Source organism: Rheinheimera sp., from assembly GCF_037442345.1.
GTDB lineage: Bacteria > Pseudomonadota > Gammaproteobacteria > Enterobacterales > Alteromonadaceae > Pararheinheimera.
Genome location: NZ_JBBIQL010000002.1, coordinates 87,098 through 103,320 on the forward strand (window position 1 = coordinate 87,098; position 16,223 = coordinate 103,320).

At 51.4% G+C, this 16,223-nt stretch carries 12 protein-coding genes; all 12 read left to right on the plus strand.

What is annotated here, in order from left to right:
• Position 1 precedes the first annotated feature (1 nt).
• The 12 genes from WKJ04_RS01480 (at position 2) to WKJ04_RS01535 (ending at position 16,038) form a co-directional block, all read left to right on the plus strand.
• Positions 2–682 (plus strand): SIMPL domain-containing protein, encoded by a 681-nt coding sequence (locus WKJ04_RS01480; protein WP_337878798.1) that lies wholly within the window; start codon positions 2–4, stop codon positions 680–682.
• A gap of 103 nt (positions 683–785) precedes the next feature.
• Complete coding sequence (locus tag WKJ04_RS01485) at positions 786–1,259, plus strand: GAF domain-containing protein (RefSeq protein WP_337840189.1); 474 nt, start codon at positions 786–788, stop codon at positions 1,257–1,259.
• Positions 1,256–1,570 carry a hypothetical protein gene (locus tag WKJ04_RS01490; RefSeq protein WP_337840188.1) on the plus strand — a complete coding sequence of 105 codons (315 nt, stop codon included), beginning with the start codon at positions 1,256–1,258 and terminating at the stop codon, positions 1,568–1,570. The genes WKJ04_RS01485 and WKJ04_RS01490 overlap by 4 nt, the downstream gene beginning before the upstream one ends.
• Positions 1,571–1,576: 6 nt before the next feature.
• On the plus strand, positions 1,577–2,290 hold the full coding sequence (proQ, locus tag WKJ04_RS01495; protein WP_337878799.1) for an RNA chaperone ProQ: 714 nt from the start codon (positions 1,577–1,579) through the stop codon (positions 2,288–2,290).
• A gap of 17 nt (positions 2,291–2,307) precedes the next feature.
• Positions 2,308–4,335 (plus strand): carboxy terminal-processing peptidase, encoded by a 2,028-nt coding sequence (gene prc / locus WKJ04_RS01500; protein ID WP_337878800.1) that lies wholly within the window; start codon positions 2,308–2,310, stop codon positions 4,333–4,335.
• Between the two features lie 82 nt (positions 4,336–4,417).
• Positions 4,418–5,899 carry a Na+/H+ antiporter NhaC gene (nhaC, locus tag WKJ04_RS01505; protein WP_337878801.1) on the plus strand — a complete coding sequence of 494 codons (1,482 nt, stop codon included), beginning with the start codon at positions 4,418–4,420 and terminating at the stop codon, positions 5,897–5,899.
• An 88-nt stretch (positions 5,900–5,987) separates the two neighbouring features.
• Positions 5,988–8,567: an aminopeptidase N gene (pepN, locus tag WKJ04_RS01510; protein WP_337878802.1), complete on the plus strand. Its 2,580-nt coding sequence runs from the start codon at positions 5,988–5,990 to the stop codon at positions 8,565–8,567.
• Positions 8,568–8,789, plus strand: coding sequence for a DUF2835 family protein (locus WKJ04_RS01515; RefSeq protein ID WP_337840183.1), 222 nt, complete (start codon positions 8,568–8,570; stop codon positions 8,787–8,789).
• A gap of 304 nt (positions 8,790–9,093) precedes the next feature.
• On the plus strand, positions 9,094–11,226 hold the full coding sequence (locus tag WKJ04_RS01520; protein WP_337878803.1) for a DUF1302 domain-containing protein: 2,133 nt from the start codon (positions 9,094–9,096) through the stop codon (positions 11,224–11,226).
• Positions 11,227–11,245: 19 nt separating this feature from the next.
• Positions 11,246–12,607 (plus strand): DUF1329 domain-containing protein, encoded by a 1,362-nt coding sequence (locus WKJ04_RS01525; RefSeq protein WP_337840181.1) that lies wholly within the window; start codon positions 11,246–11,248, stop codon positions 12,605–12,607.
• A 75-nt stretch (positions 12,608–12,682) separates the two neighbouring features.
• The gene (locus WKJ04_RS01530; protein ID WP_337878804.1) at positions 12,683–13,705 is read left to right on the plus strand and encodes a YCF48-related protein; all 1,023 of its coding nucleotides are present in this window, start codon (positions 12,683–12,685) and stop codon (positions 13,703–13,705) included.
• Between the two features lie 5 nt (positions 13,706–13,710).
• Entirely contained in the window at positions 13,711–16,038 is a 2,328-nt protein-coding gene (locus WKJ04_RS01535; RefSeq protein WP_337878805.1) for an MMPL family transporter, read from the plus strand.
• Positions 16,039–16,223 lie beyond the last annotated feature (185 nt).

The window sequence follows — 16,223 nt, forward strand, 5'->3', positions numbered from 1 at the left end:
AATGAAAACCTACCCCCTGGTGCTGAGTGCACTGTTGTTTGTAAGCCCTTTGTGGGCGGTTGAACCCCAAACACCGCTGGTGTCGGTGTCTGGCTCTGCGGTGCTGCAGGCTAAACCCGATGCGGTGAAGCTGACGATGCTGATCCAACAAAAATCGGAGCAGGTCAGTACCGCCAAAACTCAGGTTGACGAGCAAACGGACCAACTGAGTAAAGCCTTGCTTAAGTTGGGGGTTAAACCGGAGTTTTTCAGTAACGCGCCGCTGCGCATCCAACCGGATTATCAGCATGACCCTGAGCAAAAGCTGCCACAGCGTTATCTGGTGGCGCGGGAAGTGAACGTGACCTTGCAGGACTTGAGTCTGTACAGCACCGTGTTGCAAAAAGCCGCCGATCTGGGGGTGACACAGCTGAATCAGACCGAGTTTTTGGTCAGTGATGCACCGAAGCTGTATCAACAGGCCTTGTTGGATGCCTATGCCAATGCCCGTAGCAAAGCAGAGTTACTGGCCAAAGCCAACCAGATGACACTCGGCAGCGCGCAGCGCATTCAGGAGCAGGGCTATGCTCCAGCTCCTGTCATGCGAATGACCAAAGCGATGGCCGACAGTGCGGAAGTGGCCTTTGGTCAGACCGATATCCGTGCTGAAGTGTCGGTTGAGTTTGAAATGACCAAACCTTGATGCCACGGGACCAGGGAGCATAAACTTTTCTGCCCAGAGGTTTAAATTTGCCGTTAAACCAAGTAATGTAAGGGCCTTTGAAGTCTGGGTAGTAAAAGAGTTCATGAGCGAAAGCAAAGCTGAATTTTATGCGTTGTTGGTCCAGCAGGCCAAAGCACTGATAGAAGATGAACCGGATCTGGTCGCCAATATGGCCAACCTGAGTTCATTGTTATTTAATGAAATGCCTGATCTGAATTGGTCAGGCTTTTATATTTTAAGAGGTGACACCCTGGTGCTGGGGCCTTTTATGGGCAAACCTGCCTGTGTGCGTATCCCTGTAGGTAAAGGCGTTTGTGGCACTGCAGTGTCGAGTGGTCAGGTGCAATTGGTGAAAGATGTGCACGAATTTCCTGGCCATATTGCCTGCGACGCTGCCAGCAATTCAGAAATTGTGCTGCCTGTGCGCCTGCGCGGCGACATTATTGCGGTGCTGGATATCGACAGCCCGAGCCTGGCACGTTTTGATGCAGAGGACCAACAGGGGCTGGAGCAACTGGTGGCTGTGTTTGAACTGCACCTGGCCGCTACTTTATGAAAGATTTAACCAGTGTGCATGACTACCTGCTCAGTCCCGGCGATGTCGGGGACTGGGAAGGGGAAGAAGAGCTGGTCGCAGATAAAATCAATGCCGTGTTCCATGCCGTCTGGCAACAGTTGCCAGAGGACAGTCCGCTGGCTGTGATTGACGAGTTGATGCACAGTGTCTGGAACGAACTGCGCGGTGGTTATGTGCTGCTGGAAGCGGATGAAGACGAACTGGTAGACTGGGCTCTGGCTTATGTCGACCAACGATTAGAAGAAGGTGTGGATCCAGACGATCCTGCCGAAGATGATGAAGAAGAGTAATTTTGCATGACAACTGCGATTGAACAAAACCCGGCTCAGAGCGCTGGCAAGGATGTAAAGCAAGTGCTGGCTCAGCTCAGCGAAAAATTTCCGCTGTGTTTTAATCTGACGGGTGAAGCTAAACCTCTGAAAATTGGTATTTTTCAGGATTTAACTGAGCGTCTGACCGAAGAAGATGGCATCAGTAAAACGCAGATCCGTCATGCGTTACGTATGTACACGTCCAGCTGGCGTTACCTGTCCGGTGTGAAACTGGGTGTCGCGCGGGTGGATCTGGATGGTCAGGCGGGTGAGCTGATTGACGAACAACAAGCTCAGCATGCTGCTCAGACGCTGGAACAAAGCAAAGCCAAAGCCGCTGAAAGCCGCAAAGCCCGTCAGGCTGAAGAGCGGGCCAAGCAGCGCGAACAGCAAAAGGAACAACGTAAAACCCAAGGTGCTGACAAAGCTGGTTACAAAAAAACGGCTGCCAAAACCAAGTCAAAAAGCGCACAATCAGAGCGGTCAGAGCACAAGGCCAAAGCGGTTGAATCCAAACCAGAAATTGAACTTATGGCGGTGGATTTTGCCTCATTACAAGCTGGTGCTGCTGTGCAGCTGAAGGTTGGTCAGAAGCCGGTTCCTGCAACTGTTGTTGAAATCTCAAAAAATGACGTTGTGGTACAACTGAACTCAGGCATGGTGATTAAAACCACCGGCGATAAATTGTTCCGCCTGTAACCAAATACGAGAGACTCATGAATAGATTATCCGCTGTGGCAGCTCTGGTGATGCTGATGTCGGGGGCTGTGATTGCAGCACCTGTGATAGATCCAACCCCTGAACTGAAACAGGAACCCCAACACGCCACAGCTTCAAAGCGGGTCAGCAACTACTTTAGCCGTGAGCACTACCTTGGGGTTCGGATGGATGATCAGCTGTCGTCCAAAGTGTTTGACCGCTATCTGAAAAGCCTGGATTTTTTCAAAAATGTGTTATTGAAGTCGGATATTGACGGCTTTGAAAAATACCGGACTAAATTTGACGATGCGATGGCGTCTGGCGATTTTGCTATTGCTTACGAGATGTTTAATCTGGCACTGAAACGCCGGATGGAGCGTTTTGATTATGCCATTACGCTGCTGGACAGCCCCTTTGATTTTACCCAAAAAGACGCTTATGAATTTGAGCGCGAGGATTCGCCTTGGGCGACCGATTTGGCTCATCTGAATGAGTTGTGGCGGCAAAAGGTGAAGTACGATGCACTGAACCTGAAACTGGCCGGCAAAGATGATGCAGAAACGAAAAAGCTGCTGAAAAAGCGTTACGAAAATGCAAAAAAACGCCTGGTTCAGACCGAGAGTGAAGACGTTTTCCAAATCGTGATGAACGCTTATGCGCGCAGTATCGAAGCCCATACGTCCTATCTGTCACCCCGTAACGCTGAGCGCTTCCAGCAGGAAATGAACCTGTCGCTGGAAGGCATAGGGGCGGTGCTGCAGGCTGACGATGATTTCACTGTGATTATGAGTCTGGTGCCTGGTGGTCCGGCTGACTTGAGCAAAAAAGTGAAAGTCAAAGACCGTATTATTGGTGTGGCACAAGGCGATGAAGAGTTTGTCGATGTAGTGGGCTGGCGCCTCGACGACGTCGTGGATCTGATCAAAGGCCCGAAAGGCTCGACAGTGCGGTTGCAGGTGCTGCCAGGTGGGGATGCGACCACAGGCACGCCAGCACAGGTGACTATTGTCCGCGACAAAATCCGGCTGGAAGACCGCGCGGCCAAGGCCGAAGTGGTAGACCCTAAACTGGCGCCGCTGGGTAAAAAAATTGGCGTCATCAACATTCCCAGTTTTTACAACAATCTGACTGAAGATGTTAAAAAAGAGTTGGCCAAGCTGAAACAAGACAAAGTGGATGGCGTCATCATCGACTTGCGTGGCAATGGCGGTGGTTCTTTGCCTGAAGCTATTTCACTGAGCGGGCTTTTTATTGAACGCGGCCCAGTGGTGCAAATCCGTGAAGCCGGTAACCGCATTGGCATCAGCCAGGATCAGGACCCGTCGGTGTATTATGATGGCCCGCTGACCGTGATGGTGGACAGGTACAGCGCGTCTGCTTCAGAAATTTTTGCGGCAGCGATGCAGGATTATGGCCGGGCACTGATTGTCGGTGAACATACCTTTGGTAAAGGCACAGTGCAACAGCACAGAGGGCTGGGCCGGGTGTACGATATGTTTGAGGAATCGCTCGGTTCAGTGCAATTCACCATTGCCAAGTTCTACCGCATCAATGGCGGCAGTACGCAGCATAAAGGCGTGACGCCGGACATTGTCTTCCCGTCACCTATAGAACCTGGTGAGTGGGGCGAAAGCAAAGAAGAAAATGCCTTGCCTTGGGACAGTATTCCTGCCGCTCAGTACAATGCCTCCAATGAGATCCGCAAAGCTGTGCCTGTGCTGCTGCGTAAACACGAAGAACGCTTCAGCAAAACCCCTGAATACGCCTATCTGATGGAAGATATTGCGCTCTATAACAAAGAGAAAGACGAAAAAACCATTTCGTTGAATGAAAAAGAGCGGCTGGCCCGCAAAGAAGAAAATTCGGCAAAAGATTTAAAAAGGGTAAACGAGCGTCTGGCCCGCCTGAAGTTACCAGCGGTAAAAACGCTGGACGATGTGCCTGAAGTTCTGGAAAAATTGGACCCATTGCTGGAAGAGACGGCGCAAATCACCATTGATTTGCTCAGTCTGGGTCAGATGGCCAAACGAGCCGAATCACGCTGAATAAAAAAAGGCGGTGCAAACACCGCCTTTTTTATCAATAGAATGAAACCAAAGAACTGGCCCAAGCCAGTCGGGACATACCATGGAACACAACACCTCAGTCAAAGAACCCAGTTTTCTCGATGCCAGCCTTCCCCTTGTGGTGTTGGTATTTTTATTGGGCCTGTCCGTCTTTTTGTACGGCAGTGATTCGTCATACGGTCCGAACCAGATCGCACTTTTTGTGGCCGCAGCCGTGGGGGTCATTATTGGCCTGAAAAATGGCTACAGCTGGACCGAAATAGAGCAGGCTATGGTCAAAGGCATTTCATTGTCTTTAGGCGCCTTGCTGATTCTGTTTTCTGTTGGCGCCTTGATTGGCACCTGGTTATTGTCGGGCACCGTGCCTTCATTGATTTACTACGGCTTACAGATCCTGGACCCGTCCTGGTTTTATGCCGCCAGTTGTTTGTTGTGTGCTGTGGTGGCGTTGGCGATCGGCTCCAGTTGGACCACGGCGGCCACCATTGGTGTTGCCTTAATTGGGGTGGCATCGGGGCTTGGGATGTCACCTGCTGTAACAGCCGGTGCTATTGTGTCAGGTGCTTATTTTGGCGACAAAATGTCACCGGTCAGTGAAACCACCAATCTGGCACCGGCAGTAGCCGGCTCCAACTTATTTGACCATATCCGCCACATGACCTGGACGACCGTGCCCAGTATGGTGTTGGCACTGATCCTGTTCTCTGTTGTAGGCTTTAATTCAGAAGGCAACGCTGACGATTCAACTATTCGCGCTATCAGCGAAACCTTGCAGCAGCATTTTGAGATCAGCCCGCTGATGCTGGTACCACTGTTGGTGCTGATGGTGATGGCCGTCAAAAAAGTACCGGCTTTTCCAACTGTTTTTATCGGTGCGTTGCTGGGGGCCGTTTGGGCGGTCATCTTTCAGCCTGATCTGATCCAAAAAATGTCGGATGCCGGGCTGAATCCTGTGCTGGCCCAACTGAAGGTGGTTTGGACCACCTTGCATGGTGGTTTTGTGATTGAAACCGGCAATGCCGAACTGGACAAATTGTTGAATGGTGGTGGCATGGTAAAAATGCTGAATACCTGCTGGCTGATCTTCTCCGCCATGATGTTTGGTGCTGTGCTGGAACACATTGGTTTACTGCGTAAATTTATTCAGGGCATTCTGGTCTGGGCCAAGAGCACAGGTTCATTGATCACCAGCACCATCGCTACCTGTTTTGCCACCAATATTCTGACCGCCGATCAGTACATGTCCATTGTGATGCCTGGCCGGATGTTTAAAGAAGAGTATGAACGCCGTGGTCTGGCACCGGTGAATTTGTCCCGGACTCTGGAAGATGGGGGGACCATTACCAGCCCGCTGATCCCCTGGAATACCTGCGGTGCTTATATGCACGGTGTGCTGAATGTGAATCCGCTGGATTATGCCGCCTATGCGTTTTTTAACCTGATTAACCCGGTACTGGCGGTGATTTATGCCTACCTGGGCATTAAAGTGCTGAAACTGACTCCGCCGGACACCCCCTACACAGCCGCGGTGCAAAATAAATAACAGCAACAGCAGGCCAGTTTACTGGCCTTCTTTTTACTCCTAGCATTGGACAGACTTCATTCTGATTTAACCAGTGGATACGACAGCGATGACTCAGACCACCACACGCCAGGCCAAACGACTGGCTGATTACCAAGCCCCGCAGTTTACAATCACAGATGTCGAACTCTGGTTTGAGCTGGAGCCACAGTGCACCCTGGTGACCGCCCGTTATCAGGTGAAAGCGCAAAAAAAAGGCGCCAGTCAGTTGGTCCTGGATGGTCAGCACCTTGAGCTTGTTGCCGTCACACTGGATGGTCAGCCTTTGGCTGCTCAGCAGTATGAGGTGACGGACGAGTCGTTAACAATTTTTGCAATGCCTGCCCAGGCTGAACTGGAGTTACAGGTTCGCATTAACCCTGCAGCAAATACAGCACTCGAAGGTCTGTATTTGTCGAATGGGGCATTTTGCACCCAATGTGAAGCCGAAGGCTTCCGCCGAATTTGTTATTACCTGGACAGGCCAGATGTGATGGCACGGTTTACCACCCATATTAGTGCCGATAAGCGCAGTTACCCGGCGTTATTGTCCAATGGCAATAAAGTCGCAGAGCGGGAGCTCACTGACGGCCGCGTTCAGGTAACCTGGGTTGATCCATTTCCTAAACCCTGTTACCTGTTTGCGCTGGTCGCCGGTGATTTTGATTGCCTGAAAGGGGATTACATCACGCGATCGGGTCGCAGAGTGGCGCTGGAGTTTTATGTCGACAAAGGCAATGCGGCTCGCGCCGAGTTTGCGCTTGAAGCCTTAAAACGGGCCATGCGTTGGGATGAACAGACTTATGGTCTGGAATACGACCTGGATATCTACATGGTGGTGGCGGTCGACTTTTTTAATATGGGGGCGATGGAAAACAAAGGCCTGAATGTTTTTAACAGCAAGTATGTGCTGGCGGACCCTCAGTCAGCCACAGACACTGATTTGTACAATATCGAATCTATTATCGGTCATGAGTATTTCCACAACTGGACCGGCAACAGGGTAACCTGCCGCGATTGGTTTCAGCTTAGCCTGAAAGAAGGTCTGACGGTGTTTCGTGACCAGCAATTCAGTGCGGATATGGCCTCGGCTACCTTGAGCCGCATCGACGCCGTCAAAACTATCCGTACTCATCAGTTTGCTGAAGATGCAGGCCCAATGGCACATCCGATCCGGCCACAGCAGGTGCTGGAGATGAATAACTTCTACACAGTGACTGTCTATGACAAAGGCGCAGAAGTGATCCGGATGTTACATACATTGCTTGGGCAAGACGGCTTCCGTCAGGGCATGGATCTGTATTTTGCCCGGCATGACGGGCAGGCGGTCACCTGTGATGATTTTGTCAGTGCCATGCAGGATGCCAATGGGCGTGATCTGAGCCTGTTCCGCCGCTGGTACAGTCAGTCTGGCACGCCTGTACTGCAGGTGAATTCAATCTTCCACCCTGAGTTGCAGCAGCTCGAACTGCAATTTTGCCAGCACACTGCACCGACGGCTGACCAGCAGGAAAAACGCAATCTGCTACTGCCGGTGCGTATAGAGCTGTTATGGCCAGAGCACCAGGAGACACATCTGGTGGAAGTGACAGACTATCAGCAAAGTAGTGTATTTCACGCGGCTCAGGAGCCTGTGGTGGTGGTTCTGGCCGATTTTTCTGCACCTGTACGCCTGCAGTACAATCAAAGTCTGCACCAACTGCTGACCGTGGTGAAAAGCGCAGAAGACGGTGTCGCCCGTTGGGATGCCATGCAGCAGATCTGGAGTGACTTAATCCGGCAGTCGGTGCAAAGGGCGCAAGTGCTGACCGTCCCTATCGAACTTTTGAACCTGTACCGTGAGTTATTGCGCCAGCCGCAGGGAGATTTGGCTTTTATCGCTGAACTTTTGACGCCCCCCTCCTTTGAATTGCTGGCTGAACAGTACCAACCTGTGCCGGTCGATGCCCTGTTGGATGCGCTGCAACAGATCCGCCGTCAGCTCTCAGCCCAATTAGCCGCAGAATGGCTGCAGTGTTATCAGCAACTGACCAGCACACCTTATGCTTACCAACAACACCAAGTGGCAGAGCGTGCGTTCAGGGCCTTATGTCTGGATTATCTGGCGATGCAGGCAGAGGGAGCCGCCCTGTTACAGCAAGCGTATCAAGGTGCTGATAACCTGACCGATCAACTGGCGGTACTGAAAGCCTGCCGGAATGCGGAGCATCCCTTGTTTGACCCGCTGATGGAAGAATTTGAGCGGCGCTGGCGTCAGGATGTCCTGGTACTGGACAAATGGTTTGCGCTCAAAGCCAGCCTGCCAGCCGCAAAGACCTTGGCTGAATTACAGCAACTGACTTCACATCCGCAGTTCAGCTGGCAGAATCCAAACCGGGTCAGAGCGGTATTTATGGCTTTTGCCCAGCAAAACCCGGCGATATTTCATGCCGCCGATGGCTCGGGGTATCAGGTTCTCAGCGACGTCATTCTGAAACTGGATCCCATCAACCCGCAGTTGGCAGCACGGCTGGTGACGCCTTTATTGTCCTGGCATCGCTTTGAGCCTGGCAGGGGCGAGCAGCTCAGGGCAGTGCTGTCCGCAATGTCGGCTCGCCCGGGTTTAAGCAATGATTTGTATGAAAAACTGAGTAAAAGCCTGAGCCACTAAATGCCACAGTACCGTTTTCCATTGCTGTTGGATAAAGCCCAGTGTCTGGCCTTTTATCAGGGCAGGATCACCGATGTGGTGGTCTATGCCTCCAATGGGCAGACAGTGCAGTTACCGCTGCGTCATTTTCGTCCTTATATGCAACATGAGGGGCTGCAGGGGTACTTTGTATTAACACTGAGCGATGACGGCAAGTTTGAGCAGTTACAGAAAATTAATTAGAGCTATTACTTTAAACAAGGGATTAAAACAACCCCCTCGCTTTTTTATACTTTAGCCTGTGTTTTCATTAAGTTAGCTCGGTTGTGGCAGTAAAAACCAGATGACTCAAACTGGTGCAACGACAGTCACCATGGGCAGTGGTGAAAAACTGAATAGAAATCAAAGGATTTGCTCTGTGGCAAGCCTTGCACCCTGATCAAAATGATGCAATGATTTCCTTGAAATGGGCTGAGCTCCGAGCAGTTGGCTGGCCTGATAAATAAAAAAGAACAAAGACCTGCAGGGACAGGGGGGAGACTAACCAATGAAAAAACAGCAACTTGCCTTTGCTAAACACAGATTAGCAGCCGGCGTTGCTTCGGCGTTGTTTGCGTTAACCGCAGGCTCCGCTCAGGCCGCCACATTCAATTTTAATGATGTCGATGTTGTGTTTGACTCAACCTTTTCGTACGGAGCCAGCTGGCGTGCTGAAGACCGTAATTTCGACACCATCAGTAAGGTCAACCACCCGCGTTTTAACTGGTCTGGTTATACTGCCTTTGGTAACCCTGTGTACACCGCCGCGGAGATTTGGGCGCAGCCTGGTTCTTATTCCAGCAATGGTGACGCCGGTAACTTGAATTTTGATAAAGGCGATATGTTCTCTGAGGTGTTTCGTGGCACCCATGAGTTGTCCATTGCCAAAGATGATTTAGGTTTCTTCAGCCGCTTTACCTATTTTTACGATAAAGCGCTGATGGATAAAGATGGGGCTTACACCAATCCGCTGTCAGGCAACAAGGTAGACCCATGTGCCGATAAAGACGCCCGCGAACTGGCGTGCCGTGACATCCGCTTACTGGATGCTTATGTGTATGGCAATTTTGCGTTGAATGACGGCGCGAATCCGTTATCTGTGCGCATAGGTCAACAAGTTCTCAGTTGGGGTGAAAGCACCTTTATCCCCCACGGTATTAACATTACCCCTGTGGATGTAGGCACCTTACGTACGCCTGGTGCCGATTTGAAAGAAGCCTTTATTCCGGTGGGGATGGCCTGGGCATCTTTAGGTTTGACTGAGAATTTGTCTGCCGAAGTCTTTTATCAGTACGAATGGCAGAACAGCTATTTGCCTGTGCCTGGCAGCTATTTCTCCACCAACGATTTTGCCGGTGAAGGCGGTTATGCCCAGAACGTACAGTTAGGTTTTGCCGGTAACCCGGATATTGATCTGGATTTCCTGGTACAGGAAATGAATGCCTTGTCCACTCAGGCAGGTAGCATGCTGCAGGTGCTGGGCAATCCAAATGCCACTGCTGCGCAAAAATCGGCGGTGGTCAGCGCCATGCTTGCCTATTCCACCAAAGTGACTTTGCGTCCACAAGGTTCAGCCGGTGAGATTGAACCGGAAGACGGTGGTCAGTATGGGATTAAATTCGAATACTTTTCGCCTGAACTGAATGACACAGAGTTTGCGCTGTATTACATGAATTACCACAGCCGTACTCCGTTGATCTCTGGTATTGCCTCTGACTTCACCGTGGGTCCTGCTGATCGCGGCGTGGTCCAGTCCCTGGTCTATCTGCAACAGAATGCCGGTAACATTACCGCCGACAATATTGCCGGTATGGACGTGTTCTCCAAAGCCCTGGTGCAATACCCGGAAGATATCAAATTATACGGGTTCAGCTTTAACACCACAGTAGGCACCACCTCTGTGGCCGGTGAGCTGGCACACCGCAAAGATGAACCACTGCAAATTGATGACGTGGAAATTCTGTATGCCGGTATGCCTGAGCAACTGGCCAATGCCGGTTTACGTCCGGAGCTGGAAGGCATCAGTCAGGTTGGCCGTGCCGATGGCAATAAAGTCATGCCGGGTGAGTTTGCCCAAGGCTATATTCTGACCGACACCACCCAGGCTCAGATCACCATGACGCACTTGTTTGGTCCTATGCTGTTTGCCGACAACTTCAGCATGCTGGCAGAAGTGGGCGGGATCAAAATTCACGATATGCCAGACCCATCCGTGCTGCGCCTGAATGGTCCGAATACAGACCGCAGTGGCGGTCCATTGCTGGGTACCATCAACGGTGGTCCGCTGGTGAACAAAGATGGCTTGCATACAGCCCTGTCGAATGGCGCCGAGACCAATCCGTTTCCGACTGCTTCAGCCTGGGGTTATCGTTTACTGGCCAAAGCCGACTTTAACAACGTCTTTGCCGGTGTGAATATGAACCACAAACTGGTGTTTTCGCATGACGTGAACGGTATTACACCGGATCCGCTGTTTATGTTCTCCAAAGACAAAAAATCTGTCGGTTACACCATTGGTTTTGATTACCTGAATCAGTGGTCAGCGGAGTTTTCTTACAACGCGTTCTGGGGGGGCGTAGGCACGACCAACAACACTGCAGACCGCGATTTTGTATCGTTTAACATCAAGTATTCTATTTAAGGGACGGGGATATAGACCTATGAAAAAAATTACCCTGGTCGCGTCGACCATAGCTTTTGTGTTGAGCTGTGGCGCTATGGCAAAACTTCCAGCGGATCAGGTCGCGCGTTTAGGTGCTGATCTGACGCCGCTGGGTGCGGAAAAAGCAGGCAATGCGGATGGCAGCATCCCGGCCTGGGACGGTGGTATCAAAGCTGCTCCGGCTGGCTACAAAGTGGGGGACCACCATCCGGATCCGTTTTCAGGTGACAAAGTGCTGTTTACTATTGATAAGTCCAATGTCAATCAATACAAAGCCTTGTTAAGCCCTGGTCAAATCCGTCTGTTCGAAAGTTACCCGGACAGCTATAAAATGCATGTGTATCAGACCCGGCGTACTGCGTCATTCCCTCAGTATGTCTATGATGCCACTAAAAAAATTGCATCGACAGCTGAGCTGGTTGAAGGTGGTAACGGTATTGTAAATGCCGCTATAGGTATTCCGTTCCCGGTGCCGCAAAACGGCCTGGAAGCCATTTGGAACCATTTATTGCGTTACCGTGGTGTGGCTGCCAGCCGCAACGGTGGTCAGGTGGCACCAACCGCTTCAGGTGATTTTGTCACCATCGGTTTTGATGAGCAGATCATGTTCAAGTACTCAGCGCCGGATGCCACAGTCGACGCCCTGCAAAAAGAGAACATTCTGTTCCGCTTTAAGCAGGCGGTGACTACGCCAGCCCGTCTGGCCGGTACAGCCTTGCTGGTTCATGAAACCATGGACCAGATCAAAACACCTCGTCAGGCCTGGACTTATAACACTGGCCAACGTCGTGTCCGCCGCGCGCCTAACGTGGCGTATGATGCGCCAGGCACAGCGTCCGACGGCCTGCGTACCACAGACGACTTCGATATGTTTAACGGTTCACCCAACCGGTATGACTGGAAACTGGTGGGTAAACAGGAATTACTGATCCCATACAACAGCTACAAAATGCACAGTAAAGATGTGAAGTACGCTGACCTGATCAAACCTGGTCATATCAACCCAGAGTATGTGCGGTGGGAAAAACACCGGGTTTGGGTGGTGGAAGCCTCGCTGAAGCAGGGCACCAGCCATGTGTATGGCAAACGTGTGTTCTTTATTGATGAAGACAGCTGGCAAATCCATGTGGCAGACCTGTATGACAACCGCGGTGAGTTGTACCGTGTGGCTGTGGCGCATGGCCTGAACTACTACGAAGTGCCAACGCACTGGAGTACATTGGAAGTCTATCATGACCTGAACACTCGCCGTTATCTGGCTATTGGTCTGGACAATGAAGACAAGATGTATGACTTTGGTGTCAAGCTGACGGACAACGACTTTACGCCGGCCGCGCTGCGCCGTGAAGGCACCCGCTAATCCGCAGCCCTAAGAGAAACGGTTGGCTTGGGCCAACCGTTTTTGTTTCAGAATAGATACTGAGTGAAAACTCTAATGAAGTTAACAACATTCTCCTTTGCCGCTGTGCTGAGTCTGTCCGCTCAGGCGGCTGACAGCGGTCCGATTCAGGCGCAGCCGGCGTACCAGTTGCCACTGGCCCAACATTCCTTATTGACCGACCTGGTGAAGGTTTCTGACCAGCTGTATGTGGCCGTGGGCGACAGAGGCCATGTGCTGACGAGCTCCAATGGCGCTGACTGGGCTCAGGCGGCCACACCGCTGCAAAGCTTATTAACCTCAGTGTATTTTGCCGATCCGCAGCATGGCTGGGCCGTGGGGCATGATGCCAGCATTATTGCCACCAAAGATGCTGGCAAGAGCTGGCTGTTGCAGCAGTACAAACCCGAAACTGATAAACCTTTGTTTGATATTTTGTTTGAAAACTCAAGCCATGGCATAGCTCTGGGCGCTTATGGCATGTTTTTCCGCACCACGGATGGCGGCAACAGCTGGCTGGCTGAGTTCCACGAAGAACTGGTTGGTGATGAAGACCGTGAATTTCTGCAGGAATTAAAAGAAACCGACCCTGAAGGCTATGAAGCGGAAAAAGCCTCGATTCTGCCGCACTTTAACCGGGTGTATTTGCATCAGGGCACTTTGTATCTGGTGGGTGAGGCTGGCTTTTTTGCCACCAGCCAGGATTTTGGTAAAAGCTGGGTGCGTCAGCCAGAGTTTTACAACGGTTCCCTGTTTGGTATTACCAAAACCGCCAAGGGCAGTCTGATTGCTGTGGGGTTGCGTGGTCATGCCTTTCGCAGTACTGACGAAGGCCAAAGCTGGCAGGCCATCAGTCTGCCATCGCAGGCGACCCTGAACAGCGCATTTTCGGATGATGCCGGTCATCTGTACCTGACCGGCAATGCCGGTACTTTACTGAAAAGCACTGACGACGGAGTGACCTTTGTCAACACAGCCACCCAGGACAGCAAAGCCATACTGAATGCGCTGGTGATAGGCCAGCAACTGGTTCAGGTGACGGAAGCTGGTTTGCGTTTTACCCCTGTTAAAGAAGACTAAGCCTTATGAGTCTGAATAGTATCGTCAATCGTTGTGAACAGGCCCTGTTCCGCCACAGAATACCGGTGATCCTGCTGTTTGTGCTGGCCACCCTGGTGTTATTGTTTAAAGCCAGCCAGATTAAACTGGATGCGGCCTTTACCAAAAACATTCCGCTGCAGCACAGTTATATGCAGACCTATATGAAGCACGCCAAAGATTTTGGTGGCGCCAACAATATTCTGGTTTCGGTCTGCGACAGCCATGGCTCTATTTTTAACGAACATTTTTTTACCACCTTTAAAAAAGTGCATGACCAGGTCTATTACCTGCCAGGTGTTGACCGCAGTCTGGTTAAATCGCTGTTCAGCCCCTCAACCCGCTTTGTAGAAGTGGTGGAAGACGGTTTTGCCGGCGGCCCTGTCATACCGGCAGAGTTTACGCCTAGCGAAGCTGGCCTGGCCGAAGTGAAAGCCAATATCGAAAAAGCCGGTATTGTTGGCCGTATGGTGGCCGATGATTTCAGCTGCGCCATGATTACGGCGCAGTTGCTGGAAGTCGACCCGGACACCCAACAAAAGCTGGATACCATTGCCTTTGCCAGCCAGCTGGAGCAGCAGGTGCGGGCTCAGTATCAGGACGACAACACCAGCATTCATATCATTGGTTTTGCCAAAATGGTGGGCGACGTGGCGGACGGTGCCAAAGGCGTGTTGCTGTTTTTTGCAGTGGCCATTGCCATTACCAGCGTCATGGTGTACCTGTTCAGCAGTTCGGTCATGTTGACGCTGTTGCCTATTGCCTGTTCACTGATTGCAGTGATCTGGCAAATGGGTCTGCTCAGTACCGCTGGTTTTGGTATAGACCCAATGTCTATTCTGGTGCCATTCCTGGTGTTCGCCATCGGCGTCAGTCATGGTGTGCAAATGATCAATGCCACAGGCAAATTTGTTGCGTCCGGGCTGGACGCCAAATCTGCGGCCCAGGCCAGCTTTCGCAAACTGCTGATCCCTGGTGGTGTCGCCTTGCTGTCTGACACTGTGGGTTTTCTGACACTGCTGATTATCGATATCGGTGTGATCCGTGAACTGGCCATAGCCGCCAGTCTCGGGGTTGGTGTGATTATCCTGACCAACCTGTTTTTGCTGCCGGTGCTGATGTCTTACATCCGGTTCAGCGACAAGTACCAGCAGAAAATCCGTCAGCCTCACCCGGGCATTGACAAGTTCTGGCATGCCATGTCGGCTTGTGCCACACCCAAATATGCCGCCCTGATCCTGGCCATTACTGCTGCCTTGTTTGCGTATGGCTGGCAACAAAGCAGCCAGCTGAAGATTGGTGATTTGCATGCCGGAGCGCCTGCACTGCATGAAGACTCGGTGTATAACCAGGATACCTTTCTGATCACAGACAAATACGCCATTTCGGTCGATTACATCAATGTCATGGTGGAAGCCCCAGCCAATGGCTGTACCTTCCATGATGTGATGGAGCGTATCGATCAGTTCCAGTGGCAAATGGAAAATGTGCCAGGTGTGCAGTCTGCCGTGTCCTTGTCTTCGGTGTCTAAAACCATTAATGCGGCTTACAACGAAGGCAATATGAAATGGCGGGTTTTGCCACGCACCACCGAAAGTCTGGTGCAGGCGTCCAGCCGGGTTGAGACCAGTACAGGGCTGTTAAACACCGATTGTTCCGTCATGCCGGTCATCCTGTTTCTGCAGGATCATAAAGCGGAGACCATCGAAAACGTAGTGGCTGAAGCCAAACGGGTTGGCGCAGAGCTTGAAACCGACAGCCTTAAATTTAAACTGGCCTCTGGCCCAGTCGGGGTGATGGCAGCGACCAATGAAGCGGTGTCAGCGGCTCAGACCCCGATGATGTGGTGGGTGTACGGCGCGGTGGTGTTGTTGTGTCTGCTGAGCTTCCGCTCTGTCCGGGCCACTGTGGCTGTCATTGTTCCGCTGTACGTGGTGTCGATGCTGGCAACCGCACTGATGACTCATCTGGAAATTGGTCTGACAGTGTCGACCTTGCCGGTGATCGCGCTGGGCGTTGGTATTGGTGTGGATTACGGCATTTATATTCTGTCAAACATGACGCAGCTGTTACGAAATGGCACCTCGTTACGTCAGGCCTACTTTACAGCCTTGCAGGAAACCGGCAGCGCAGTGCTGTTTACCGGTCTGACGTTGGCGATTGGTGTCAGCACCTGGGTCTTCTCCGCACTGAAGTTCCAGGTCGATATGGGCATACTGCTGACCTTTATGTTCCTGGTGAATATGCTGGGGGCTGTACTGGTGTTACCGGCCCTGGCTGCCTTGTTCTGGCGGAAAAACAAAACTGTCGGTTAAAATCTGCACATTCATTTTTTGCATGATTAAACACGAAAATGGCCTTAGGGCCATTTTCTATTTAAAGCAGATGAATACTTTGTCAAATCAGCCATTTCTTTGCTGGACCAACCAGAACAAAAGCTATAAATAAAGCTCGAAAAGGCGGATAATAGTCAATAAACTTCGCACCTGACACGCTCTGC